Consider the following 24,699-nt stretch of genomic DNA (forward strand, 5'->3'; position numbering starts at 1 on the left):
TCGCCTGCGAGGGAACCGCTTTGGGGGTGTCATGAAATTGGACAGGCCGAAGATTGTATTGACGGGTGGTGGGACTGGCGGGCATTTGTATCCTGCCCTGTCGCTGGCGCGGCATGTTCGCGACCGTCTGGATGTCGCCTATGTTGGCCATCCCGACAAGATCGAGGGACGGGTGATTCCTGCCGAAGGGATTGCCTTTCATCCTCTGGTGGCGGTTCCGTTCACGGTGCGACCGGCGCGGCTGCCGGGATTTCTCTGGCATTTTCTTCGCTCGTTGATCGGCGCCTTCGTTTTGTTGCGTCGTTTGCGTCCAGTATTGGTGGTCGGTTTTGGCGGCTATGTCAGTTTGCCTGTCGGTCTGGTCGCCCGTCTTTTGGGAATTCCGGTGGCGGTGCATGAACAGAATACCCATGGCGGTCTGGCCAACCGGTTGTTGATTCGCGCCGGGGCGTTGCCGATGACGGCGTTTCCCGATACGAAACTTCCTGTTTCGCGGCATCCTCCTGTTGTCACCGGTTGCCCGGTGCGGCGGGAGATCGGTTCCCTGGACCGGATGGAATCGCGTCGGGAGTTGGGCTTGCCGCTCGATCGAAAAATCTGTCTGGTGATCGGAGGAAGTGGCGGAGCGCGGTTTCTCAATGAAGTCCTTCTTGAAATTCTGGTTCGGGTGGCGCATCGGCAGGATTGGTTTTTTCTTCATGTGACGGGCCAGGGGTATCTGGAGGAGATGCAACGGATGGTGGCGCAAAAATTTCCCGGCGACGTGTTGCGGGAGCGCTATCGCATGGAAGGCTACATCAACGAAATCGCGCGTTTTTATGCCGCCGCCGATCTGGCGGTTTGCCGGAGTGGTTCCGCCACGGTCAATGAACTTTCTTGTGCCGGTCTGCCGGCGATTTTGATTCCCTCGCCCAACGTGACCGACAATCATCAGGAGGGCAATGCGCGGTATCTGGAATCGTTGGGAGGGGCCGAGGTGATTCTGGAGCGTGATTTGACTCCGGAACATTTGGTGGATCGTTTGACGGCGTTGTTGGATGATCCGGGACGGTTGGTCGCCATGGGGATTCAGGGGCGCACCCATGCCTTGGGACACAAGGCGTTGGCCATCATGGAGGATGCCTTGAGGCGCCATTGTCGCGCACTGGCCGGGTAGACTATTGCGGGTCCAGGGGGATCATCCTCCTGGTGGGGTCCAGGGGCAAAGCCCCTGGTAGGGTCCGGGGCGAAGCCCCGTCAGGCAACAAGGCCAGAAGCGACAAAAAAACGACGGTGGCAATCATTTTCCGGGCAGGTTTCTTTTATCCCATGGGTCCCATAAATCTTTTTCTGGGAGAGAAGGTTTGTTTCCAGATCGCCCGATCCTGTTTTCATCGACCAGCAGATCCAGTGGATGACTGCCAGTGGCCAGGGTCTTGGAAGGTACACGCTGGCTGGACGGCTCCAGGGAGGAGATATTCATGGCACCCTCAAAAAGAAGAAAAAAGGTCGATGATTGAATTGCCGAAACGGTTATTGCAAGCGACATGCCTGTGACGCTTCGACTTCTCCACCTTGCCGTGAGGGTGAACGATTGTGTACAAGGAAACCAGGGAAAAGAGTTGATTTTTTCGCCCGGGAACAAAAAAGGTTTTGGAAATGAAGCAGCCCACCCGAAAAGAGGGGATGGAGCGCGCCCAAAGAAGCAAGGGGCGCAGCGTCCATGAACGCACGATCCGTCTTCTGGCACGGCGGGCGCACGGGATGGCGGAGTTGAAACAAAAACTCATCGCCAAAGGGGAATCACCCGCCCAGGTACAAAGTGAACTTGAGGATTGCCGCGAACGGGGACTCTTGGACGATACGGCATTTGCCTATCAGCGGACCATGTCACGGATTGCTGGCAAGGGGTATGGTCCGGTTCGGGTCCGGGGAGAACTTCTCGGTCTGGGGCTCGACCCGGAGGATGTCGCCCGGGGCATGGCGCGAGCGCTCGAAGAACTCGACCTGGATGCGGTATTGGCTGGGGTGCTGGAGAAACGGTGCGGCAAATGGCAACGGGAAGGTGGCGCGGCGGACGACCGACATGCCCGCAAACGCTGTTTTGATCTATTGTATCGGCGCGGTTTTGACATCGATACCATTCACAGGGTCTTGTCATGATCTTCGGGTGGAGTGACCTATGACGGGAAATGAGATTCGCCAGCGGTTCATCGATTTTTTCAGGAAGCATGGCCATACGGAGGTCCGCTCGTCCAGCCTGATTCCCCAGAACGATCCGACCCTGCTGTTCACCAATGCCGGGATGAATCAGTTCAAGGGCTTTTTCCTCGGAGAGGAGACCCCTTCCTTCCGTCGGGCCGTCTCCAGCCAGAAGTGTCTGCGGGCGGGGGGAAAACACAACGATCTGGAAAATGTGGGCCGCACCGCCCGGCATCATACTTTTTTCGAAATGCTCGGCAATTTTTCCTTTGGCGATTATTTCAAGGAAGAAGCGATCACCCTGGCCTGGGAACTGGTGACCGAAGGGTTTGGCCTGCCCGTGGAAAACCTGCTGGTGACGGTCTATTCCGAGGATCATGAGGCCCATGACATCTGGCGACGGAAGGTGGGCTTGCCGGAGGAAAAGGTGGTACGGATTGCCACCAGCGACAATTTCTGGTCGATGGGTCCGACCGGTCCGTGCGGTCCCTGTTCCGAAATTTTCTACGACCACGGTCCTGAAGTTGCCGGCGGGCCTCCAGGGTCTCCCGATGCCGATGGCGACCGGTTCATGGAAATATGGAACCTGGTGTTCATGCAGTATGATCGGCTGGAGGATGGGACGATGCGCCCGTTGCCGCACCCGTGCATCGACACCGGCGCGGGACTGGAACGGTTGGCGGCGATTCTTCAGGGGCGGCGCAACAATTACGACTCCGATCTGTTCCTGCCATTGATCCAGGCGGTGGCACGGCAGACGGGGGTATTCACCCACGATCCGGAACATGTCGTTTCGCTGCGTGTGATCGCCGATCATCTGCGATCGGTCACCTTTCTGATCGCCGACGGCGTCCTCCCTTCCAACGAAGGACGGGGTTATGTCCTGCGACGGATCATGCGTCGGGCGATGCGCCATGGCCGCCTCCTGGGAATGGAAGAACCCTTTCTCCATCTTCTGGTTCCCGACCTGATCCGCCTGATGGGAGGCTATTTCCCGGAACTCGAAGCCCAGAGGGCGGTCGGAATGAAGGTGATCGAAAATGAGGAAAAGCGGTTTGCCTTGACCCTGGACGGTGGCTTGAAACACCTCGAAGATGCGGTGCGCTCCCTGGGACCGGGGGGGGAACTCGATGGCAGGACGGTCTTTTCCCTGTATGATACCTATGGGTTTCCGGTCGATCTGACCGCGGACATCCTGCGTGATCGAGGGATCCGCCTCGACCTGGAAGGGTTCGAGCGGCAGATGGCCGAACAAAGGACCCGGGCAAGGGCGGCCTGGGTCGGATCAGGAGATGAACGGGTGGCGGTGGTCTATCATGAATTGCGGGAACGATTCGGCGCCACCGATTTTCTTGGCTATGCCCTGGAAACCGCCCAGGCGGGCATTTTGACCTTTCTGAAGGATGGAACGGAAGTTTCCAGTCTGGGAGAAGGAGACGAAGGGGTGGTTCTGGTCAATCAGACCCCTTTCTACGGCGAGTCGGGCGGGCAGGTGGGAGACATCGGCATCATTCAATCGGGAACCGGGCGTTTTGCGGTCCATGATACCCGAAAACCCCTCCCGGATCTGATCAGCCACCATGGCCGGATGATCCAGGGGACGCTTCAGGCAGGAGATGCCGCCACCATGACGGTGGATGGCTCGGCGCGCATGGCGATCCGCCGGCATCACACCGCAACCCACTATCTGCATCATGCCCTGCGTCAGGTGTTGGGTTCCCATGTCAAACAGGCCGGTTCCCACGTCGGCCCCGAGCGCTTGCGTTTCGACTTTTCCCATTATCAGGCGATCGAACCGAAAGAACTGGAACGGGTGGAAGAGATGGTCAACGAGGGACTCCTGAACAACGATCTTCAGGAGACCACCGTGATGACCCCCGAGGAGGCGGTGGCGGCAGGGGCCATGGCGCTGTTCGGCGAAAAATACGGCGCCGAGGTGCGGGTGGTACGGGTGGGGCCGACGATGGAACTCTGTGGCGGAACCCATGTCCGACGTTCGGGCGATATTGGCCTGTTCCGGATCCTTGCCGAAAGCGCAGTCTCGGCGGGGGTACGGCGGATCGAGGCGGTCGCGGGGGCAGTGGCGCGGCAGAGTTACCAGAAGGATTGGCTTGCCCTCAAGGGAGGAGCCGCCCTGTTGAAACTTCCTCCAGCCCAGGTGGAGGAGGGAATCCGCAAACTTCTGGCACGGCAGAAGGAGCTGGAACGGGATCTGGGCAAGATGCAAAGCGCCATGTCGGGCAGCATGGTCGATACCCTGGTCGCTTCCGCCATCAAGGTTGGAGGGACCTCGTGTGTCTGTCAGAAGGTCGAAGGATTGGAGGCGGGGGGACTCAGGGAACTGGTGGACCTCCTGAAGGATCGGTTGGGTTCCGGGGTCATTTTCCTGGCTCTGCCGCACAATGACAAGGTCGGTCTGGTGGCGGGGGTCACGAAGGATCTGACCAAAAGGGTGGCCGCAGGCGATTTGATGCGTCATGCCGCGGAAAAACTGGGAGGAAAAGGGGGAGGACGGCCCGATATGGCCCAGGGGGGAGGTACCCGAATCGACCTGCTGCCGGAAGTATTGGCAGGGGTCCCCGACTGGCTCAAGGAGAAGTTGGCATGACAGACGTGAACTGGGACAAGGAATGCCCCCATTGCGGGGTCAAAATGAAAAAATGGTGTGCCAATACCAATGAATTTGGTGATGGACTCGGTTTTTGCACCAACGTCATGCTGGTCTGCTTCAATGATGAATGTTCCATGTATGTCAAGGGTTGGAACAGCCTGTACGACCATTATCGCCGGATCGGTTCGGTACGTTATTTCTTTTCGCCCGAGGATGGCGATTCCGGGGTGTTGCCGGTGGCCCACCGGGATGCCTTGCGTGGCGACATCATCGAGGAGTGACTTCCCATGGCGGCAAGGTGTGTCTACCTGACGGGGGCGACCGCCTCCTATTTTCTGCTGACCTTGCCGCTTCTGGAATCCTTTGCCCGGCATGCCGGACCGGAAGACAACCTTTATGTTTGCGACTTTGGCCTTTCGGAGGCGCAAAAAATATTCCTGCGGCACAAGGGGCAGCTTCTGGAGCGTCCCGACACCCTGGCCGAAGGGCTCCATCCCTACCGTTACAAGGCTTCCATGAGCCTGTTTGCCCACGAACTGGACTATGATGCCCTGGTATGGATCGACAGTGATTGTCTGGTGGTGGGGGCTTTGGTCCAGGCTGTCCATAAAACGATGGCGTTCTGGCCCGAAGGGAAGGAATATCTTGCGATCTGTCAGGATCTGGGGGGGACGATCGCCGACATGGTACAGTCCCTGCCATTGGCCCCGTTCGAGCGGTTATTGGAAAAAACCGGCATTTCGCGGGAAAACCCGTATCTCAACTGCGCCGTCTTCATTTTAAAATCACATGCCACCTTGAAGGCATGGCGCGAGCGGGTCGTCGATCTGGAGGAACATCCCCTGTTCGAACAAAATCTGCTCAACATCTTGGCCTATGGGGAATTGAAGAACATCGAACTGCTCGATCGCGAGGTGTGGAACGTCCATGATCTGGACCTGGACCGTCTCGAAGTGCGCGAAGAGCGCAGGGAACGTCGTTCGGTGGTGGTGTTGGATGGCAAGAAGGTCCTGGTGGTTCATGCGACCTCGTATGGTGGCCGTACCGTTTCCTTCCGTCCGGTCCGTTTTCCGGTCGGGGATGGATATGTGATCGATGGTTTGTTCCGCCTGGTCAAGAACATTCCGGTGCGGGATCTTTTTCTGACGAGTCTGTCATGGTTCCTGGTCAACAACAAACAGGGGTTGATCGACAGCGGCGTGGCAAACAAGATCGAGAAATAGGAAAAACCGTATCGGGGTCCGGGGGCGGTCATCTTCCCCGGACCCACCTGCGGAAGGATTTACAATGATTTGAAAAAGTCGTTCCCCTTGTCATCGACGATGATGAACGCCGGGAAATCGACGACATCGATTTTGTAGATGGCCTCCATTCCCAGTTCGGGATAGTCGATCACTTCGACCTTGCGGATGCAATCCTGGGCCAGACGCGCCGCTGCCCCCCCGATGGAGCCCAGGTAAAACCCTCCATTTTCCTTGCACGCCTGGGTCACCACCGGAGAACGGTTGCCCTTGGCCAGCATGACGAACGACCCCCCCGCCTTCTGAAAGGCATCGACATAACTGTCCATCCGTCCGGCGGTCGTCGGCCCAAAAGCCCCCGATGCCATCCCCTTGGGCGTTTTCGCCGGGCCGGCATAATAGACGATATGGTTTTTGAAATAATCGGGCATTCCCTGTCCCGCATCGAGACGCTCTTGAATCCTGGCGTGGGCGATGTCGCGGGCGACGACGATCGAACCCCGCAACATGACCCGGGTCTTGACGGGATACCGGCGCAACTGTGCCCGAATGGCTGCCATCGGCTGGTTGAGATCCAGATGGACGACTTCGCCGCTCAACGATTTTTCATCGACCTCGGGCAGAAAACGGGCCGGGTCACGCTCCAGGGCTTCGAGCCAGATGCCATCCCGATTGATCTTTGCCAGAATATTGCGGTCGGCGGAACACGAAACCCCCAGACCCACCGGACAGGAAGCCCCGTGCCGCGGCAAACGGATGACGCGAACATCATGGGCAAAATATTTGCCGCCAAACTGGGCCCCCAGTCCGATGGAACGGGCCATTTCGAGGATTTCGGCTTCCATGTCGCGGTCCCGAATTGCCCCACCCAGGCCGTCGCCTTTTTGCGGCAGATCATCCAGATACCGCGCCGAAGCAAGCTTGACCGTCTTCAGGGTCAGTTCCGGGGAAGTGCCACCAACCACGAAGGCCAGGTGGTACGGGGGACAGGCAGAGGTTCCAAGGGAAGCAAGTTTGTCCCGGACGAAAGCCTTGAGTTTGTCAGGCGTCAGGAGCGCCTTGGTCTCCTGATACAGATAGGTCTTGTTGGCCGAACCACCACCCTTGGCCATGAACAGGAATTTGTAGGTATCGCCATCGACCGCTTCGATGTCGATCTGTGCCGGAAGGTTGGTGCCGGTGTTTTTCTCGTCGTACATGGTGAGCGGGGCAACCTGGGAATAACGCAGGTTGGTTTCGGTGTAGGTCTTGAAAATTCCGCGCGAAATGGCCTCCTGATCGCCACCGCCGGTCCAGATGTTTGCCCCTTTTTTGGCAACCACCGTGGCGGTGCCGGTGTCCTGACAACTGGGCAGGACCATCCCCGCGGCGATGCTGGCGTTTTTCAGGAGTTCCAGGGCAACGTAACGATCATTGTCGGAAGCCTGGGGGTCATCGAGAATGTTGCGCAGTTGTTGCAAATGACTGGTCCGCAGCAGATGGGAGACATCGTTCATGGCAGTGGCGGCCAGGAGGGAAAGCCCTTCGGCGGCCACCTTGACGATTTCCCGCCCTTCGAACGAGGAGGTGGCAACATGATTCCGGGTCAGCAGACGATATTCGGTATCACCATGTCCGGGATGCAAAACGGGGGCATACTGAAATTCAGGCATGAGCGGGCTCCATGCAGGCGGGTTACAGGATGGGACATCTTATAGGCAATTGTTTCAAGCGATGCAATCTTCGATGCGGGACAATCGCGATGGAAATTCGCGACTGCCCAGGTACCTCTGGGTTCAATTATTGAAAGAAAAAAGGGTCTGAACGATGACCGAAGGTTTTTCATCCGTTCAGGGAAGAACGGACCGGAGCGGGAAGTTTTCTGGGATCGACCTTCTTGATTTTGACTTCTCCCGTCCCGGTGACCACCCGCTCGTAGGCGTCGGTGATTGCGCCCTCCACGTCGAGAATGCAGGCATGCGTCGCCTGTTTTTCCCGGGTCAACATGGCCCGCGCTTCGACCCGGGCCTTGTGCTGGCTGGCATCCAGGGGCACCCGCCGCGGTTCCTTGCCCAGGATGTGTATGGTAAAGACGGGCAGTGAGGGAACAGAAGTCGCCTCTGCACCGGCGGACCGGTCATCATCATTGGGCAGAGGAGAAGCGGGCGGCACGCGAAAGCCTGGACACTCGGGATGATGCCCCTCCTGGGCGTTGCAAAAACAATCGCCATAGCCGATAAACCATTGGCCATCCCCCATGGTGATGGCGGAATCATCGGGAAATACGAATTTTTTCTTTCCGAATTCCGTGACCGTCCGCACCGCCTGTCCGGCACAGACATCCACAAGGTTTCCCGCTTCGGCAGAATGAAATGTCCGATAGTGATGACCAAAGGCCTGGGCCGTTTTTTCAGCGATGGTGGTCATGATCTCCTCCCGAAGAATGGAAGCCGTGTCACTCTTTGGGACGTAATGTACGCGATTTCAATGACAAATACAAGCCCGCGACCGGCCACCGATCCAAACTTTGACATGGCGCGACCATGAAGATCATTTTTCCGGACTTGACTGCTTGTGTGGCAAAACCTTGGCGAGACCTGGGAAAGACGGGTCATGAAAATCGCCAACCGCCATGAAAGGGTCAAGCTGGTCGAGAAGAAAATGAACACCAAAACCGGTACGGTGACTCCGTACCAGGTCGCAGGGAAGAGAAATCACGACCGGGTCGATGTGATCATCGATGAACAGCTTGAGCACCGGAGTGTTGACCGCGACGGAAGGCGTCTCGGGCCGGTACACGGGACGGTTGATCTTGGCCCCGGTCTCGCTGATGTTGCCGGTCACCCCACGAAAAACAAGGTTGTCGGGAAAGGGAAAGTGCAGTTCGACGGAAATTTGCACCGGAATTCTGGGTTTGCTCATGACGATGGCTCTGGGGTCGGTAAGCGCGTTCACGGTGATTTCTGAAGGGCTTGGAAGCGGTTTTCCATCTGATCGAAAATCCACGAAAATTCCATACCCCGAGAAAATACATTAGAATGCTGGGCTTTATTTTTTATTTTCCTTGCCACTACCGGTAACAGGAAGATAACTCCTGAAAACGTAAAGGTAAAATTAGAAATAATTATTAAAAATAAAAAATTTTTATCGAAGAATGGAACCTTTTCCGGAATCGATGCGACCAGGGGGAACCATTCATGCCGCGGTTGTTACGCAGGCATCGAGTGCGTGAAGGAACTCCCCGGCGTCGCGGAAACGGCGACCGGGGCGTTTTTCCAGGGCCTGCATGATGATCCGGGACAGGGAAACGGGAAGGTGGGGTTGCAGACGGCAGGGTTCGAGAGGATGGTGCAGCAGGGTATGGTCGAGAAGGGCGGCAAGGGAATCGCCTGGGAATGGATGATGGCCGGTGGTCATGCGATAGAGGAGGACACCGAGGGAAAAAAGGTCGCTGCGCTGGTCCAGTGCCAGTCCCATGACCTGTTCGGGAGACATGAAACCGGGAGCGCCCATGGGCGGGGGTGGCGGGGCGTGAAGGGGGTACATGAGGCCAAAATCGGCAAGTTTTACGTGATGATCGGGAAACAGAAGGAGATTGGTGGGTTTGAGATCACGATGGAGCCAGCCGTGACCGTGCAGGTGGTCAAGGGCAAGCAGGACCTGACGGGCGATGACGATGGCCAGGGGCAGAGACAGGAAACGGCGGGGAGGAAGCAGTTGTTTGAGGTTCCCGTCGCGCGAGAGTTCCATGACGACATAACGCTGCCCATGATCGCAGGCGTGGGCGAGAAGGCGGACAATGTTGGGATGGGGAGACCGGAGAAGAAAATCCCAAGGGTCGGGCGGATCGACGGTGGCGACGGGTGGCGACGGGTGGAACAGTTTGATGGCAACCCATGCCCCGGTATTGGGGTCCCGTGCGGCATGAACCGTTCCGGTGGTCCCTTGCTTGAGTGGAACATGGAGACGGAAACCACCGATCAAGCGTTGATCGGTGGGATTGCGGTCGATCCAGGCGTTGTCGGGGCTTGATGTCGGAGAATTCCACGGACACGGGGAAGCGGTGTCCGGGAGTTTCGCGTCAAAGCCTGGGTCAGACAAGGGGGATGCCCTGGGCGATCAGGCTGTCGCGGTGTTGGGCGGCAAGGATGGTGTAGTGTTCCATGATTCTCTGGGCGCCGATGATTTCGTCGTCGGTCCGCTCGCGTGCCTTTTTTGCCGGGCTGCCGAGCCAGAGTTCGCGGGGACCGATCTGCTTTCCGGGGGGGACGAGCGCACCCGCCCCGACCATGGCCTTGGCCTGGACCACCGCCCGGTCGAGAACGATGGCGCCAATGCCGATCATGGCGTCATCCATGAGGTGACAGGCGTGAAGCGTCACCTTGTGGCCGATGATGACACGGTTGCCGATGGTCAGTACCGAACCCTGGGGACGGTCCGGTGTTCCCTTGGTGACGTGGAGAATGCATCCATCCTGGATATTGGTTTTTTCGCCGATTTCGATGTCGTTGACATCACCGCGGATGATGACTCCCGGCCAGACCGAGGAAAGGGGACCGATTCGGACACGCCCGATGATCAAGGCATGGGGATGAACGAATGCCTGGGGATGAATCCGGGGAAAAACCCCTTCGAAAGGATATATGGCCATGAAGGTTTCCTTGGTGGGGGATTGGGCGTCCGGACGCCCCGACGGACGGGGCCTCGCGGTGGCGGTATCACGGAAAAAATAATGAAACACCCGATTTTTTGCCGTGTTTGTCCTTGAAGGGATCGTTCCCTTGTTTAGAATGACCCTTGGGAGACGGCGGGAGACGATGTGTATCGCGCCGCGGTCATTTTTCTCTGTCGAACTGTTTCCCGAGGAGTTCCTTATCGTTTCCGCGACTTGAAAGTCAAGGAATGTTTCTGGTCGAGCCCAGGCCGTTTTCATCCTTAGCCAGGAGGATGGCCCCCGGTTCGAAACATGGTTTCGGGCGTGGCGTGTCAGGATCCGAAGGTGAAAAAAAACATCGTTTTGATCGTGGATGACGATCCGGACATCCGTCTTTTCCTGCGGCACAAGCTGGTCCGCGAGGGATACACGGTGATGGAAGCGGATGATGGAGACCAGGCATTGCTCCGGTTTGGCAATCCGTTGCCCGATCTGGTGCTGCTGGATGCCCATCTGCCGGGAACCGATGGTTTCCAAATCTGTGCCGACATGAAAGCCCTGGAGGGGGGCAACGACATTCCCGTCGTCATGATCACCGCCCTGGACGATGATCGATCCGTGGACCGTGCGTTCGCCGCGGGGGCGGAAGAGTTCGTCACCAAGCCAATCCGATGGCCGGTCCTCAGGCAGCGCATCCGGTTGATCCTGGAGCGGCGTACCTCCATGTTGCATCTTCAGGACAGCGAAAAACGGTTTCGTCATGTCACCGATTCCACCACCGAGGCGATCATCTCCATGGACGGAATGGGGCTGATCCAGTTCTGGAACAAAGGGGCGCAACTGCTGTTCGGCTACACCTCGCACCAGATCATGGGGCTTTCGATCGTCTTGTTGATGCCCGAGGAGATGCGGGCGGAGTTCGAACAGGCTTTTTTCAACGCGGTGGCACTCGGTTTTCCGCGGGAGCGGGGGGAGACGGTCGAATGCATCGGGCTCAGACAGAACGGCGAAACCTTCCCGATGGAAATATCGCTCGCCGCCTGGCAGATTCCAGGAAAGCCATTCTTTTCGGCGGTGATGCGCGATCTTGGCGAGCGGGCGCGCATTCTGGGAGGTCTGGAAGAGACGGCGCTGTTCGACAGCCGCATCATCGAACGGATCACCTCGCTTTTGGCCGAGGTCAGTGGCAAGGATCCGATGCGGGTTTCCAAGATGCACATCCGTTCGTTGATGGAGACCGTTTTTCTCGCCGGGCTCAATCGCGAGGAAGACCGACCGGTATTGCCCAACGTCCTGTTCATGGACCGGGGCTATCCGATCAACACCTACAACAAGAAAAAAATAGCGTATCAAACGCTCGAATTGGAAAAAAGCCAGCCCTTCACCATCGATGCCCTGGTGAAATTGGCGCGGGGATTCGATCCGGAAAATACGGTTTTGGCGGTCTGTCCGCAGAAGAACGATCCGCGCAATCTGGAAATCTGGGGGGCGGTGTTTCAGGAGGACAGCGACGGGCCGCGATTGCATCCGATGGTGCATCATGCGCCGCCGGAAAATTTTCTTTCGGTCTATTCCAACCGGGCGGGATCGTTGGTGGTCTCCTGGGGCAGCCGGGTCTTGGCCCGGTTTCATGCGGGACACTTTTCGTTGCCGGGAAACTCTTCCTTCGAGACCAGCCTCATCGGACAGGCATTGTTTCGCACGGTGCGCACACACCCCGAGTTTGCCGAACACGGCGAGGTCTACTGGAGCCGGTACCGCAATTTCATTCAAAGGTTGCTGGTGGAGATCGGGCGTGGTGGATTTGGCGGGATCATCATCTGGGTCCCCGACATCGACGACCGGCGTCCAAAACTGTCGCTGGTGACCCGCTATCGTTTTACCAATGCCACCGAGGCGTCACAATTGTTGGGGGGGTATTGTGGATGCCGGCGGGATGAGCTTCAGGGAAAAGGAAAGAAAAAACGCAAGGAAATGCGCGAAATGGCGCGCAAGGTGTTGTTTCACGCCAAGAGAATGGCCCATCTGAGCCGGGTGGACGGAGCAATGATCCTGTCGCACCGTCTGCGTCCCCTTTCCTTCGGTACGATGCTTTCGGCCCAGCGTTGGCGGGGGCGGACGCAGTATTGCCTGGACGATCACGGTGCCGACACGGTGGATGTCGATCTGGAAAAATACGGAACCCGTCATGCTTCGGCGGTGAATCTGGTGGGGGCCTATCCCGGGGTGGTGGCCTTCGTCATCTCCCAGGATGGACCCATCGCCGGCATGATCGCCTCGACCACCGATGACCGGGTCCTGTGGATTCCCGACCTGATGAATCGCTTCTGAATCGTTACGAACGCGAAATGAATCGGAAATCGCATGGTCGCATTTCCGGGGTCCACCACAGGAAAAGCAGTTGAAATCGCCAAGGCATCAGTCGTACCCTGGAGTCGTTTTGCGATCTGTCGTTTGGCCAAGGTACGAATGGGTGGATGGCAGAGATTGGGCTGTAGTGGACCACCATCGACATCAAAAGGAACGAAAAATGGCATCTTTTTCAGAAAAGTTGGTTCATTTGGAAAAGTTGGTGGAAACCTCCGCCGATCTGGCGGAACCCTTCAAATACTTTATGGATCACATTGGCCTGGATCCTGGTTTCATGTCAGAATCATCGCGTACCAAAAACAACATGGTTCAAAAAATCATTCAAAAGGCACTGAAACATTATTTCAATCTTACGTTTAACGCAACTCAATGCATGATCATGGAATACAAGAATCTCAAGACCTTCCATCATGGTACATGCTTCATGAGTGGACATAGCCTTGTTTTTTTTCATTTTACCAAAATCAACACCGGCATGATCGCCATGAGTGACATGCAAAGTGGCATGAATCATTTTTTCCGGTTCCGTGCCATTATCGCAAACGGAGAAATGACATTTCATCCTGGAGATCCCACGGTAAGGCACTGAACACCCACGACGCTCTCTTTCCTTCCAACGAGGAAATCGGGACGATTCGATACCGCCTACAGCCAGTTGCCCATGAGAATGAAGGGGGCCCAGTAGTAGGGATGGGCGTGGGAAGGATCGGGAGAAGGATCCCGTCGAAGGGGGGCATCCATCGACACTGGCGTTGTCCGAGAATCGTCGCTCTTATTCCCTTCGCCGCGAATGAATGCCGTCATGGTACGTTGCAATGCCTCCGCCTTGGTCAGTCGCTCCACTTCCCGCCGGCGGTAGAAATCCGCCATGAATCGTCCCGTGGAGGCATCGTCCACGGGCCAGAGGGTGGCGAGCACCGCCGCCGCTCCCTTGTGTTGGGCAAGTGCCCCAAACCCCTCTACCTCCCGTCCCTGGGCATCGGTTCCGCCCACGGCCGTCTCGCAGGCCGACAGGGTCAGCAGATCCACGTCGTGAAACCGGTCCTTTCCACGTTTGAACTCGGCCAGGGTCAATCGCTTTCCTCCTCCGAGAAGCAGAAAAGAGTCCATCTCCGTCCCCGGACGAAAGTCGAAGTGGCTCGCGATATGGAATACCTGGCTCTTCGCCAATGCCATGGTTTTCTTCAGTGTGGTGTCGTCGAAGGCCTCATCGAGATGCACTTTACCTGGAAGCACCCCTCGGGTATCTCCGGCGCCCTCAAGGATGATGGCGTCGAGTTCGTCCCGCACCGCCGGCAGCGGAACCAGGTGTTCACCCCCGCCAGTACTGACCCCGAAGCCGGCGACCCGCCACATACCGGACGGACTTTGCCATCCGCTGGCACCACCGGCGACGGTGAAAAGGGTGACCGGGTGTTTTTCGATGAGCCACCGCTCCCCATCATGGAGCGCCGCCAGGGGAAGATAACGAAGGCTTCCCGTCAGGGAGACCATCAAGGTGGCATTGACGGGAAGATCCGCCGCGACCGGTCCGATCAGGAGATCATACCATTCCTTCGCCATGGGTTTCGGGTCGTTTTCAGGATCGGCGAACAATTTTCTCGATTGGATCACCCGTTCGGCAAGGTCGGCAAGGGTCACCGGCGCCGAACGGGTCACGATCGTTTCTGGGGTGATCACCAGAATGCGCAGCCGATCCGTGCCGGGAAGATAGTTCAGGACCACGACACTGTGTCCCATTTTTTCCAGTGCATTCTGCAATCGGCCAAGGTCTGTCCGATCCGTCTCGTTGAAGGCGACCGCATGGGCCTTGTCTCCGGCCTTTCGGAAAGCCTCGCGAATCTCCACAAGATGGTGTTGGAAATCCTCGACCGCATTGGCGATAACAGCGTCGAGGGCCAAAAGTTGCCGTTCCTGTTCGGGTGTGCGTACCTTGAGTCGGGCCAACGGTACGCGCTTCTTTCCCAATACCCCGAGCCGCCGTAAACGTTCTGTCAGTCCCTCCTCCAGGGGTTGTTCGAAGAGGGCGAAGGGAATCACGGAGTTCCGGGGGTCTTTTCCCAGGTCGCGGCGTATATAGTCGAAATATTCCTCTTCCTTCAACATTGCCAGCACCCGTTCCGCCTCCATCAGCCGCCCCTGGTCGATGAGACGGTGCGCCAGCCCTTCGTATACCCCCTTCTTGTCGGTCAGGAAGGTTCTTTGCAGGTCCTTTTCCATTCCGGAGATTCCTCCCCGAAGCTTCTGGACGATATTGACCGCCCGCTTGCCGAAGAAAATCGCGCTGCCAGGGTCCCCGAGCTTTTCGAACAGTTGACTCATGCTGTATTCCACGCGCCACTGCAATTCCGGGTTTTGGGCGTTTATGGCGAGGGCCAGGGCGCGACCGTGGAGCGGCTCCGCCTTGTCATGAGCGCCCATGGCCTGGTATAGCAAGGCCAGATTGTTGAGGCTCCAGACGGTATCGGGATGGTCCGGCCCCAGGGTTTGCTCCCGGATCGCCAGGGCACGTCTGTACAAGGGTTTCGCTCTGGCATGGGCCCCCATGTCCTGGTAGAGAACGGCCAGATTGTTGAGACTTGCGGCAGTATCGGGATGTTTTGCTCCCAGGATTTTCTCCTGGATCGCCAGGGCTTCCTTGAAGCGGGATTCCGCTTTGTCATGGTTTCCCATGTCCTGATAGAGCGTGCCCAGATTGACGAGGCTTATGGCGGTGTCGGGATGATCCGGTCCCAGCGACTTTTCACGGATCGCCAGGGCGTGCCTGTAGCGGGACTCCGCTTCGGCGTAGGCGCCCATGTCGTGGTACAGCACGGCCAGATTGTCAAGGGTCGTGGCAGTACGGGGATGATCTGTCCCGAGCGACTTTTCCTTGACGGCCAGGGCCTGCCTGAGAAGGGACTCCGCAGCGGAATAACTGCCGATGTTCTTGTACAGCATTGCCAGGTTGTTGAAACTCGTGGCGGTATCGGGATGATCCGGTCCCAGGGACTTCTCGCGAATCGCCAGGGCACGCTTGTAGCAGGACTGGGCCTCGTCCTGGTCACCCATGTCCTGATAGAGCAAGGCCAGATTGTTGAGACCCGTGGCGGTCTGGGGATGATCGGGTCCCAAGGATTTTTCCCAGATCGTCATGGCGCGTTGGGCCAGGGGGAGCGCCGCAATCGGGTTGCCCATTTCCCGGTAGAGCATTGCCAGGTTGTTGAGGCTTGTGGCGGTATCGGGATGATCCGGTCCCAGGGTGTTTTCCCGGATGGTCAGGGCGCGTTTGTAACTGGATTCCGCCTCGGAAAAGGCACCGATGTTCTTGTTCAGCGAGGCCAGGTTGTTGAGGCTCCTGGCGGTGTCGGGATGATCCGGTCCCAGGGTGTTTTCCCGGATGGTCAGGATACGCCGGGCCAGGGGGATTGCCGCAGCGTGGTTTCCCATTTCCTTGTGCAGCATGGCCAGATTGTTGAGGCTGACGATGGTATCGGGATGATCCGGTCCCAAGGTGTTTTCCCGGATTTCCAGGGCGCGCCGGGCCAGGGGAAGCGCCGCGGAGAACTGTCCGGCGTGGGAAAGGTCGATTATTTTCTGATTGAGCGTTTCCGCCTCGATCCGATCCCTTCGCCTGGACTTTTCCTGTTCCCAGGCCGCATCGAACCATTCGGCCTCCGTGCGTACCGCCGCCACTGCCCAGCCCTTTTTCAAAAACAACGCAAAATCAGCCTGGGGTCCGATGCGATAGGCCTCGTCGTCGGGAATGGTGGGGAGCGACGATTCGTAAAGTACACGGGCCTTTCCGGGGTCATTGGCGAAAAGATGGAGGTGGCCAAGATTGACGGTCCAGGAGAAATTTTCCGGGGCCGATTCGTGGGCCTTCCGGGTTGGTTCCATCGCCTCGGCAAACCTTCCGGCCAGAAGCAGGCCCCAGCCGAGCGCGGCATGACCTTCGGCAAATTCCGGCGCCAGCCGGGTCGATTCCTTCAGGTCGGTAATGGCGGCATCGAGCCGTTCCTGTTGCAGCAAGATTGCCCCGCGAAGCCAGTGGGCGAGGGCATGATCGGGTTGCAGGGCGATCACCTGATCCAACAGGCCCGTGGCTTCCTCCAGATTTCCCCCTTCCTGGGCCGTGAGCGCCCGATCGTACAGCTCCTGGACCGGAGAGACGGTGGCCAATACCGTGTCGCTTTTCCAAAGCGTTTCCTCGGCCCGGATGGGGAAGACGGGAATCGAGCCCAGAAGGGCAACGATTGCGACGGCGATGAGATGGCGCATGGGATGACCCTTTTCCAGGTTGATCCGCGAATCGGCATTATTTTCAGAATTTTCCATGCGTCGAACCGCCGACCTTCCGTAGTGGACTCCTTGCGTGGTATCCCCGAAGGATAGCCTGGGTTACGAAGCGAAAAAAGGGAAACGAAAATTTTTACTTTTATTAATTTCATGGCGGGGAGTACGATACAGGCAAACAGAGCCATTTTGTATCGCCTGACATCGGGCCAACCCATGCATGAAAGGATTCCGAGCCATGAGTCCGTCCAATGGAAAAATTCTTGGAATTACCGCTTTTTTTATCGTCATGGCCCTGGGAGTCGATAACCTGCCCATGGCTGGAGACAACAAGGAACCAGCCACGCCCCCCTTGATGGTGGACCTGAAGGGGAAGGAGGAAAAGATCGATGCCAAGGGAGATGGGCTGGCCTCACCCGGAAAAACAGACGGAAAATCCAATGATGAAAAGAAAACCCAGCCATTGGTTCCGGAAGAGAGAAAGGAAAGTCCGACCCCAGCCCCCGGCAGCATGATGGGAAGTCCGATCCCCGGAGGAATGATGAAAAGTCCGCCACATGGATCCATGGGGATGATGGAAGGCCCGCGTTTCGGTCCTGGTCGGGTAGAGGAACGTTCGTTTCCGGTCGATGGGCGTGGGTATCGCGGTGGCTTGCAGCCGGAAGGACCGGGAGTCGTGAATGGACCCCCGGGATGGGGTGGCGGTCCAACAGGCCCGCGCAACGAAGGAAATCGGTTTTCGGGGAAAACGGGAGGTGCTTCGGGAGGAACCCCGAACGGGACCATGGAATTCGCCCAGTTGGCGCCCAATATCGAAGCAGTCGAGCGGTACCTGTATGAACAAAGGCAAAGAATTCGCATCACCACCGATCAGGAAAAAGCCTGGAATGCCTTTGCCCAGGCGGTCATGAACCAGATCACGACCCGGATCGAGCTCATGAACACCTGGCGCAAGTCGGTCACGGTCGATCCCATGGACCGGACCGAACTGCAACTGACCGCCATGGAAGCCATGCTGAAACAGCGGCGAGCCTTGTTCCAGGAGTTCAGGGCATTGCATGAATCATCGACTCCGGAACAAAAAAGAATGATCGAGCAGTTGTACCTGGGGTTTGGCGACTGAACGGGCATTGGAACGATCGATGGACGGGAGCGATGGCAATTCTGGAACAAGGGTGATCTTGCCGGTCAGCGGCATGAAATGCGCCTCCTGCTCGGGCAGGGTGGAGCGATGTTTGCAGGCTTTGCCCGGAGTTTCCCAGGCCTCCGTCAATCTGGCCATGGCCCAGATCGCGGTCACGGGACAGGTTGAGGTGAATGCCCTCGTGGCGGCGGTGGAAGACATCGGCTTTCGGGTGCCGGTGACGACCGAAACGTTCCGGGTGGAAGAAGCGGTCACAGCGGAGGACGATCAGCGGATCGCGGAAATGCTTGGGCGGGTGGTGGGTGTCCGAACGGTGACCATGGAACATGAGGGGGTTGCGGTCACCTATGTTCCTGGAACGGTGACTCTGGAAAAACTGCAACAGGCTCTTGGTGGCACCGGGTTCCGGCTGCGTCGGATGGGAGGGGAACGGGAGCCACTGGATCTGGCGGAGGTGGAACGGCGGCGGGAACACCTGGCCATTCGTCTCAGGCTATGGCCGGGGGCGGTTCTGCTGGCGTTCACGATCATCCTGGTCCATTGGGACATGTGGGGACTGGGGGCAGTGTTCGAGATTCCCACGCGGGTCAATCAGGGGTTGCAGTTTCTGTTGACGCTTCCTGTCCAATTCTGGTCGGGATGGTTGTTTCATGCCGATGCCTGGGCAACGGCCCGTCACGGGGCCACCAACATGCACAGCCTGGTCTCTCTGGGAACCTTCAGCGCCTTTTTCTATTCGGTTCTGGTTTTGGCCGTTCCCGATCTCTTTGCCGTTCCCGGTGTCGCGGCAGAGGTTTACTTTGAAACATCGGGATCGATCATCGTCTTGATCCTTTTCGGGCGGTACCTGGAAATCGGCGCCCGTGGACGAACCTCCAAGGCCATCCGCTCCCTCATGGAACTGGCCCCAAAAACGGCACGGGTGGCCCGGGATGGGGTCGAGATGGACATCACTCTGGGGGATGTCGTCGTCGGCGACAGGGTCATCGTCCGTCCCGGAGAAAAGGTTCCCGTCGATGGCATCATCCTTCAGGGATCGTCGGCGGTGGACGAATCGATGCTCACGGGAGAGTCGCTTCCGGTAGTGCGTTCGGTGGGATCGTTGGTAACGGGGGGAACCCTCAATACGACGGGGTCATTCACCTTCGAAGCGACCCGTGTCGGTCGGGAAACAGCCCTGGCCCGCATTGTGGACATGGTGGGTCGGGCCCAGGGGGCCAAGCCACCGATCGCCCGCCTTGCCGACCGCATCGCGGCAATCTTCGTCCCCGTCGTCCTGGGGATCGCGGTTGTGACCTTCTGTGTCTGGTGGTGGTTCGGGCCCGTCCCGTCCTTGACCTATGCCCTACTCAATTTTGTTTCGGTCCTGATCATCGCCTGTCCGTGCGCCCTGGGACTGGCGACGCCGACCTCCATCATGGTGGGAACCGGAAGAGGCGCGGAACATGGTATTCTGGTCAAGGGTGGCGATGCCCTGGAAACGGCCCATAAGGTGGACGTGGTCGTCTTCGATAAAACAGGGACCCTGACCCGTGGCCGACCGGAAGTGACCGATTGGACCGGCGATGATCGTCATTTGGCCTCGGTAGCGGCGGCGGAATCGCGTTCGGAACACCCCATCGCCCGAGCCATCGTCGCCTTTGCCCGGGAACGAAAGATCCATCTTCCTCCGGTCGCCTCGTTCGAGGCGCTGACCGGAATGGGCGTTCGGGCCAGCATCGATGATCGGCAGGTCGTGGTCGGGACACGGGAATTGTTGCGCCGGGAAGGGATCGATGGTTCCACGGTCGAGACGCTTCTCGAAAGACTGGAACGGCTGGGACGTACCGCCATGGTGGCGGCGGTCGATGGTCGGATCGTGGGGATCCTCGCCGTGGCCGATGTCCTCAAGGAAGAGAGCGCGTTGGCCGTGGCAGGATTGAAGGCGATGGGTCTTGAGGTGGCGATGATCACCGGTGACAACGTGCGTACCGCCCAGGCCATCGCCTCGGAGGTGGGCATTGAACGGATCCTGGCCGAGGTCCATCCGGAACGCAAAGCCGAAGAAATCGCCCGCCTGCAATCGATGGGAAAAACCGTGGCCATGGTCGGCGATGGCATCAACGACGCCCCCGCCCTGGCCCAGGCCGATGTCGGAATCGCCCTGGGAACCGGAACCGATGTGGCCATGGAAAGTGCCGCGGTGACATTGATTTCGGGGGATCCACGCGGGGTGGCGGTGGCCATCGAACTGTCCCGGGCCACAATGACCAACATTCGGCAGAATCTTTTCTGGGCCTTTGCCTACAACATCATTCTGATTCCCTTGGCGGCTGGGGTATGGTTTCCCTGGACCGGGGTGCTCCTGTCTCCGGTGATCGCGGCGGCGGCAATGGCGTTTTCGAGTGTGACGGTGGTAAGCAATGCCTTGAGATTGCGGCGGTTCGCTCCTCAACCATAGTTGGTGAAAATAGCACGGTCGAGGCCGGGACGCGGCGAATCCATTCCCGGTCGCGTTTGCCAAAGGCATCATCCACCGTCAGGACACGCCTCGTTCGTTCAAAAAGGGCGCGTATTTTTTATCGACCTTCATGATGTGCTGCGTCAACCATGATTTGAGGAATCCCAGCAGGGCCGGTGCTGCCCGATCATCGCCACGTTGCAGACGGTCGGAAAATTCCTGTACCCGTGTCAGCAGTTTTTCATGCGCTTCCTTGTGCGTCACCGCATCGGGAAAACCATGAGCGGCAAATAAATCCTCTTCGTGACGAAAATGTTCTTCCGTGTAGCGCAACAATTTTGGCAATACCTGCTCAAGCGCTGTCCGTGATTCCCCGGTCTTGATGGAGACATGGAGTTGATTGATCATTTCCACAAGGGATTTATGTTGGCGATCGATGTCGTGAATGTTGACCTCAAGTTCATTGGACCAGGGGAATAGCGATTCGCTGGGCAAAGTCCTGGAGGTGACCATGCGTTGGTTCGCTTTCTGGGCCTGCCGCGATTCTTCGATGGAGTCATTGAATTGGATGACGGGTTGCGGTGTTTCTTCCTCGTCGTCCAATGTAAAGAACCGGACCTCCTCCAATAATTCCTCGGCCCGTTCCGTCATTTCCCGGGCCATCGACGCCATCCGTTCCACGGAATCGTTATTGCGTTGAATGATCTGGTCCAACTCGCGAATGGTCTGATTGACCTCCTCGGCGCCCCGGTTTTGTTCTTCGGAAGCGGTGGTGATTTCCTGTACCAGTCCGGCGGTCCGTTGTATGTCAGGCACCAACCGGACAATGATCGCTCCCGCCTGCTCAGCCACCTGCACGGATGAGGAGGACAGTTGACCGATCTCTCCGGCAGCGATTTGTGAACGTTCCGCCAATTTGCGCACCTCCGCGGCGACCACCGCAAACCCTTTGCCATGTTCACCCGCCCGGGCCGCCTCGATGGCGGCATTCAGGGCCAGAAGGTTGGTTTGGCGGGAAATTTCCTCGATGATGCCAATCTTGTCGGCAATCGCCTTCATGGCATTCACCGCCTGGGCCACTGCCTGGCCTCCATTCGTGGCATCGCTTGCCGCCTGTTCGGCCATTTGTCTGGTAACCCGGGCATTCTCGAAATTTTGCCTGATGTTGGTCATCATCCGTTCCATGGCGAAGGCGGTTTTTCCAATGCGGTCCGCCTGAATGGTGGACCCCGATGAGATCGCTCCCGCTTCGTCACGTACCACGAAACTGTTTTCCATGACCTGCCGAGAAACGCGCTGAATGGTGCCGACCGTTTTTTTCAGATTGCCGACCATCCCTCTTATGGCGCCATAAATGCCTCCACCATAAGCACATGCCCCAAAACGGACCGTGAGATCGCCGTGGGAAACCTGTTGACCAATTCTGGCGACATCCTCCAGGTCGGCCATGTCGCAACCGAGCTGACGGAGAATCTGGCGGGTATAGAAAAGATTCATCACATTGGAAAGAATCAACACCGTTGCCAGCAGTGCCGACATCATGAACAGTGACTGGATGGCATTGGTTTTCAGCGTCTGGATCGAGGTCAGGAGATCATCGGCGACTCTGTCCTCCACCTTTTTGACCAAGTCTATTTTTTCGGTAATGACGGCGAACCAGGTATTGGGATCGATGCCAAAAGCGCCCGTTCCGGCTTTATCGAATGCGACCTGGCGCATCTGTTCCACCTGATCCACGGCCTTGCCCTTGACGGTCTCCCTGAAGAATGAATATTCCTCCGGTGTCGCCTGGGCCGCGAACACCAGCATGTGACTTTCCTGTCCTCCCACCAGCTTGGCGAATTTTTGCAACATTCCTGGCGCAAAGCCATCACGGGCAAAGGTGTTGGTCAGTGTGGCCCGTTCCAGCCCCATCCGTTCCTTGGCATGCAACAGGTTGACATAGGCACTGGCCCGGGACGCCATGTTGACGTCCGCCGAAAGCCTGGTTACCTTGCCGACGATCTGGAGCAGGCTGTCGATGGCGCCGGTATAATAGTTGAGAACCTCGATCACCTGAATCGATTGTTCGTCCACCTTTCCCCGGACCATGGCAAGGTTTTCCAGATGTTTCGTGGCGATTGCCAGAGGTTCGGAAAGATTGATGACATTGATGGCCGTGACGGGATCCCGTAGCAGTTCCCGGAACTCATGCCGTTTGACGTCCGTTCCGACAGAGCGTTGCCGCGCCAGTTCCTGTTTAAATTTTTGCCCCTTGCTGCCGAGGAATCCCGAGGACATTCCCCGTTCTTTCTGTAGTTCATGGACAAGGGCGCCAATCCGTACCGATAACGCCCCCAATCCCGACATCTCCTCCATCCTTGATGCAAGTTCTTTTTTTTCCCAGATGTCTTTGCTTCCGATCAGCAACAACCCCATGATCGGCATCATCAGAATGATGATGAACTTGGTTTTCATTTTCATGCGACCCAACGCAAACATGATGTTTCCCTCTCATAAAACCGCGATGCCCGACAGGACAGAACGTGCCCGTTCTGTCTTCATCGACACCACTTGGAAAAATGAATGAACATTAATTCGCGCAAATAATATACAGGATCCCATGCAGGTTCAAGGAATCGAATTCATGTAAAAAAACGTAGATATTCATGTATTATGTTCAAATTGTCGCTGGTATGGACTTCGCGTGTCTTTTGCGATCAAAAAACAGGTTTGAGGCACGCATCGATTTTTTCAAAACGATAAACGCTTCATTAATGCCGGGAATTGTTTTAGAATTCGGTTGATGGAAAGACCTTGATCAACCAACCACCAGGAACAACCGCGCATGGCCGATACCGACAGCATTCCCGAAACCAAGGAATTTCATTTGGGGGTTCCCCAAACCTCCGCCCCATTTCCGCTCAAGGGGTGTCAGCATCTGGACTGGGGGATGAAGAACCGATTGTCCCACATTTTTTCGCCCCAGAGCGGCAAAACGGTGATGTTGGCCGTGGATCATGGTTATTTCATGGGACCGACCTCGGGATTGGAACGGATCGATGTCACCATCAATCCCCTTCTTCCCCATGCCGACACCTTGATGTGTACCCGGGGGATTCTCCGTTCCATCACGCCGCCAACCTTCAACAAGGGGGTGGTGTTGCGGGCAAGTGGGGGACCCAGCATTCTCAAGGAATTATCCGATGAAAACGTGGCGGTATCGATGGAAGATGCCCTGCGCCTGAATGTCGCCGCGGTGGCGGTGCAGGTGTTCATCGGCGGAGAGTTCGAAACCCGGTCCATCCAGAACATGACGCAACTCGTGGAGGCGGGCAACCGTTTTGGCGTTCCTGTCCTTGGAGTGACGGCGGTGGGCAAACAATTGACCCGCGACGCCAAATACATGCGTCTGGCAACCCGCATTTGTGCCGAATTGGGCGCGACTTATGTCAAGACCTATTTCGTTTCCGAGGGATTCGAGACCGTAACCGCCTCCTGTCCGGTACCAATCGTGATCGCCGGGGGCAAAAAAATGCCTGAGTTGGAAGCCCTGACCATGGCCTGGGAGGCGATCGACCAGGGGGCGGCGGGAGTGGACATGGGACGCAACATTTTCCAGTCCGAGGCCCCCATCGCCATGATTCAGGCTGTTCGCAAGGTGGTTCATGAAAACATGCGCCCCAAGGATGCCCATGAATATTATTTAAGCATCAAAAACTAAGAAGGCGGTATCGGAAAAACTATTGAAAGAAAAAAGGGGTCTGGGGAATTGCCCCCAGACCCCTTTTTTCTTTTAATAGTTTTGTATATAAATATTACTAA

At 57.4% G+C, this 24,699-nt stretch carries 17 protein-coding genes; 10 read left to right on the plus strand and 7 right to left on the minus strand.

Annotated features, from left to right (window positions below):
• The first annotated feature begins 31 nt into the window (after positions 1-31).
• The 5 genes from HQL76_00705 to HQL76_00725 all read left to right on the plus strand — a co-directional run bounded on the left by HQL76_00705 (position 32) and on the right by HQL76_00725 (position 6,015).
• Positions 32-1,156, plus strand: a complete 1,125-nt coding sequence (locus tag HQL76_00705; protein ID MBF0107681.1) for a UDP-N-acetylglucosamine--N-acetylmuramyl-(pentapeptide) pyrophosphoryl-undecaprenol N-acetylglucosamine transferase — start codon at positions 32-34, stop codon at positions 1,154-1,156.
• Between the two features lie 482 nt (positions 1,157-1,638).
• Positions 1,639-2,142, plus strand: coding sequence for a RecX family transcriptional regulator (locus HQL76_00710; GenBank protein MBF0107682.1), 504 nt, complete (start codon positions 1,639-1,641; stop codon positions 2,140-2,142).
• Between the two features lie 19 nt (positions 2,143-2,161).
• A complete protein-coding gene (alaS, locus tag HQL76_00715; protein ID MBF0107683.1) occupies positions 2,162-4,789 on the plus strand; it encodes an alanine--tRNA ligase in 2,628 nt (875 codons plus the stop codon).
• Complete coding sequence (locus tag HQL76_00720) at positions 4,786-5,073, plus strand: hypothetical protein (protein MBF0107684.1); 288 nt, start codon at positions 4,786-4,788, stop codon at positions 5,071-5,073. Before alaS ends, HQL76_00720 begins: the two co-directional genes overlap by 4 nt.
• Positions 5,074-5,079: 6 nt before the next feature.
• Positions 5,080-6,015 (plus strand): hypothetical protein, encoded by a 936-nt coding sequence (locus HQL76_00725; protein MBF0107685.1) that lies wholly within the window; start codon positions 5,080-5,082, stop codon positions 6,013-6,015.
• 59 nt (positions 6,016-6,074) lie between these two features.
• On the opposite strand, the gene HQL76_00730 is transcribed toward HQL76_00725, so the two are convergent.
• The 5 genes from HQL76_00730 to HQL76_00750 form a co-directional block, all read right to left on the minus strand.
• Positions 6,075-7,685, minus strand: a complete 1,611-nt coding sequence (locus tag HQL76_00730) for a fumarate hydratase (protein ID MBF0107686.1) — start codon at positions 7,683-7,685, stop codon at positions 6,075-6,077.
• Between the two features lie 169 nt (positions 7,686-7,854).
• Complete coding sequence (locus HQL76_00735; GenBank protein ID MBF0107687.1) at positions 7,855-8,439, minus strand: hypothetical protein; 585 nt, start codon at positions 8,437-8,439, stop codon at positions 7,855-7,857.
• 123 nt (positions 8,440-8,562) lie between these two features.
• Positions 8,563-8,967, minus strand: coding sequence for a PilZ domain-containing protein (locus tag HQL76_00740; GenBank protein MBF0107688.1), 405 nt, complete (start codon positions 8,965-8,967; stop codon positions 8,563-8,565).
• Between the two features lie 240 nt (positions 8,968-9,207).
• Positions 9,208-10,113: a serine/threonine protein kinase gene (locus tag HQL76_00745; GenBank protein MBF0107689.1), complete on the minus strand. Its 906-nt coding sequence runs from the start codon at positions 10,111-10,113 to the stop codon at positions 9,208-9,210.
• The gene (locus tag HQL76_00750; protein MBF0107690.1) at positions 10,106-10,663 is read right to left on the minus strand and encodes a gamma carbonic anhydrase family protein; all 558 of its coding nucleotides are present in this window, start codon (positions 10,661-10,663) and stop codon (positions 10,106-10,108) included. Before HQL76_00750 ends, HQL76_00745 begins: the two co-directional genes overlap by 8 nt.
• Before the next feature lie 348 nt (positions 10,664-11,011).
• Here HQL76_00750 and HQL76_00755 point away from each other — a divergent pair, with 348 nt between their 5' ends.
• Both HQL76_00755 and HQL76_00760 read left to right on the plus strand, forming a co-directional pair.
• A complete protein-coding gene (locus tag HQL76_00755; protein ID MBF0107691.1) occupies positions 11,012-12,997 on the plus strand; it encodes a response regulator in 1,986 nt (661 codons plus the stop codon).
• A 142-nt stretch (positions 12,998-13,139) separates the two neighbouring features.
• Entirely contained in the window at positions 13,140-13,625 is a 486-nt protein-coding gene (locus HQL76_00760) for a hypothetical protein (protein ID MBF0107692.1), read from the plus strand.
• A 56-nt stretch (positions 13,626-13,681) separates the two neighbouring features.
• Here HQL76_00760 and HQL76_00765 read toward each other — a convergent pair whose 3' ends face one another.
• Positions 13,682-17,353 (minus strand): tetratricopeptide repeat protein, encoded by a 3,672-nt coding sequence (locus tag HQL76_00765; protein MBF0107693.1) that lies wholly within the window; start codon positions 17,351-17,353, stop codon positions 13,682-13,684.
• A gap of 196 nt (positions 17,354-17,549) precedes the next feature.
• Here HQL76_00765 and HQL76_00770 point away from each other — a divergent pair, with 196 nt between their 5' ends.
• The gene (locus tag HQL76_00770; protein MBF0107694.1) at positions 17,550-18,434 is read left to right on the plus strand and encodes a Spy/CpxP family protein refolding chaperone; all 885 of its coding nucleotides are present in this window, start codon (positions 17,550-17,552) and stop codon (positions 18,432-18,434) included.
• A 19-nt stretch (positions 18,435-18,453) separates the two neighbouring features.
• Entirely contained in the window at positions 18,454-20,895 is a 2,442-nt protein-coding gene (gene cadA / locus HQL76_00775) for a cadmium-translocating P-type ATPase (GenBank protein MBF0107695.1), read from the plus strand.
• Between the two features lie 78 nt (positions 20,896-20,973).
• Here the strand turns inward: cadA and HQL76_00780 are convergent, their stop codons facing one another.
• Entirely contained in the window at positions 20,974-23,352 is a 2,379-nt protein-coding gene (locus tag HQL76_00780; protein ID MBF0107696.1) for a bacteriohemerythrin, read from the minus strand.
• Between the two features lie 370 nt (positions 23,353-23,722).
• Here HQL76_00780 and lsrF point away from each other — a divergent pair, with 370 nt between their 5' ends.
• Complete coding sequence (gene lsrF, locus HQL76_00785; GenBank protein ID MBF0107697.1) at positions 23,723-24,598, plus strand: 3-hydroxy-5-phosphonooxypentane-2,4-dione thiolase; 876 nt, start codon at positions 23,723-23,725, stop codon at positions 24,596-24,598.
• The last annotated feature ends 101 nt before the right edge of the window (positions 24,599-24,699 follow it).

Source organism: Magnetococcales bacterium (assembly GCA_015228815.1).
Classification (GTDB): Bacteria; Pseudomonadota; Magnetococcia; order Magnetococcales; family UBA8363; genus UBA8363.

Bases quoted from the DNA above. Each gene is read 5' to 3' on its own strand.
- HQL76_00705 (MBF0107681.1), top strand. From the start codon at position 32: ATGAAATTGGACAGGCCGAAGATTGTATTGACGGGTGGTGGGACTGGC.
- HQL76_00710 (MBF0107682.1), top strand. From the start codon at position 1,639: ATGAAGCAGCCCACCCGAAAAGAGGGGATGGAGCGCGCCCAAAGAAGC.
- alaS (MBF0107683.1), top strand. From the start codon at position 2,162: ATGACGGGAAATGAGATTCGCCAGCGGTTCATCGATTTTTTCAGGAAG.
- HQL76_00720 (MBF0107684.1), top strand. From the start codon at position 4,786: ATGACAGACGTGAACTGGGACAAGGAATGCCCCCATTGCGGGGTCAAA.
- HQL76_00725 (MBF0107685.1), top strand. From the start codon at position 5,080: ATGGCGGCAAGGTGTGTCTACCTGACGGGGGCGACCGCCTCCTATTTT.
- HQL76_00730 (MBF0107686.1), bottom strand. From the start codon at position 7,685: ATGCCTGAATTTCAGTATGCCCCCGTTTTGCATCCCGGACATGGTGAT.
- HQL76_00735 (MBF0107687.1), bottom strand. From the start codon at position 8,439: ATGACCACCATCGCTGAAAAAACGGCCCAGGCCTTTGGTCATCACTAT.
- HQL76_00750 (MBF0107690.1), bottom strand. From the start codon at position 10,663: ATGGCCATATATCCTTTCGAAGGGGTTTTTCCCCGGATTCATCCCCAG.
- HQL76_00765 (MBF0107693.1), bottom strand. From the start codon at position 17,353: ATGGAAAATTCTGAAAATAATGCCGATTCGCGGATCAACCTGGAAAAG.
- HQL76_00770 (MBF0107694.1), top strand. From the start codon at position 17,550: ATGAGTCCGTCCAATGGAAAAATTCTTGGAATTACCGCTTTTTTTATC.
- cadA (MBF0107695.1), top strand. From the start codon at position 18,454: ATGGACGGGAGCGATGGCAATTCTGGAACAAGGGTGATCTTGCCGGTC.
- HQL76_00780 (MBF0107696.1), bottom strand. From the start codon at position 23,352: ATGAAAACCAAGTTCATCATCATTCTGATGATGCCGATCATGGGGTTG.
- lsrF (MBF0107697.1), top strand. From the start codon at position 23,723: ATGGCCGATACCGACAGCATTCCCGAAACCAAGGAATTTCATTTGGGG.